The organism is Microcoleus sp. B4-D4 (genome assembly GCF_036705185.1).
Lineage (GTDB): Bacteria > Cyanobacteriota > Cyanobacteriia > Cyanobacteriales > Microcoleaceae > Microcoleus.
Genome location: NZ_JAUBTX010000114.1, coordinates 1 through 1505, shown reverse-complemented (window position 1 = coordinate 1505; position 1505 = coordinate 1). Strand labels below are relative to the sequence as shown.

1 protein-coding gene is annotated in these 1505 nt (G+C 44.7%); it reads right to left on the bottom strand.

Annotation, left to right across the window (positions count from 1 at the left end; genetic code table 11):
- Positions 1-8: 8 nt before the first annotated feature.
- Positions 9-1451 (bottom strand): IS66 family transposase, encoded by a 1443-nt coding sequence (gene tnpC / locus QUB13_RS30310; RefSeq protein ID WP_333388770.1) that lies wholly within the window; start codon positions 1449-1451, stop codon positions 9-11.
- Positions 1452-1505: the final 54 nt, after the last annotated feature.

Here is a 1505-nt window from a genome sequence, read left to right as displayed (position 1 = left end):
GTAAGGATTCAGGTCTGAAGAATGGGAATGAGCTCAGGCATAGCCAAGTCACAAGAATGGGCATTCATAGCCTCACGGAAAAAAGTCATTACTGAACGAGCTTGAAAACGACAGGTTTGAATCACACTAAGTAGATCAGCCGTTTCCTCAAATCGTTTCATCGAACGAGAGCCGCCAGAAACTTTCCGCTTAGTTACAGCTAACCGTAGAGAACGTTCGGCTTTATTATTATCTGGAGGAACCGAGGGGTCAGAGAGAAAATACCACCATTGTTCTGCCTTATCCCGTAAGGATTTGAGTAACAAACCTGCGGTATAACCAACTTTGTTCAACCAAGTCTCCAAAGCAAGATTCAATCGTATTTTGAAATCAGTTGCCCATGAGTAGTATGTGAGTTGCTCCTTCGTCTTGCGCCACGACTCATGGGCGATAAAAGCTTCATCTATTAATGACAGAAATATTTGAGCGACTGCTGCATTATCATTGCCAGGAAGTACCAGCACTTTCTTAAAATGCCGCCGTAAATGGGCCAGACACTTCTGTTGGGCTGCGACTTTCACACCATTATAAACACTGAAATCATCTGAGCTTAAGACTCCCGCAAATTCTTTGCCCAGCATGGTTTCTAGTTCCACGCGCCCCCTGGTATCTGCGGCATGAAATAAACAGAATCCTTCTCCACTAGCCGTCCATAGCCATTCTTTAACCCCCATCACACACCACGGCGTTTCATCTACATGAACATTTGATTGTAGAGGTGCCCATTCCCACAGTGCTTTAATCGCTGGCTTGACTGCTGCTGCTACTCGTTGATTGGTTTTTTGGAGTGTTCCTACGGACACTTCTATCCTGCCGAGTTCCCACAATAACTCAGTCAGCTTATCGTAGGAAAGATGTCCATAATTCCCCAGCCAGACTAAGAGTGCTTGAAGATTAACGCTCAAGTCTTGTCCTGGAACTATTCCCAGGGGTGCTTCTCCTCTAACTACTGCACCACATTCGAGGCATTTACACGATTGTGTTTGATATTCAACAACTTCGATTGGTTTTGCTACTAGACTTGCTACTTGCTGTCTATGAATGTTAATTACTTCACTTAATTCTTTACTGCCACAATTGAGACAGATGTCGGGTGAGCTAATTTCGGTTCTGTCTACTCGTGCAAACCCTTTTCGGGTTTTCCCGGGATGACCTGGTTGTCCACCTGGTTTCTTTTTTTGGTCTGCTTCTGGTTGGACTGTTGGTTTCTCTGATTTTTGGATCAGATCCGTTGATGGGGGCTTTGATGAAGTCTGACTGGTGGTTCGACTTTTCCCCGTAGCAATGGCTAGTTTTTCTTGTAATTCTTCAATAATTTTTTGCAGCCCCAGTACCATTTCCACCAGTTCAGCTTGGCTCAACTGCTGGATTTCGGTTTTTTTCTGCTCTCTGGTGGCTGCGGGCTTTTTCATTCGTTTATTTTACCAGATGCCGCCACTGAAGTTTTTTTGACCTGAATCCTTACC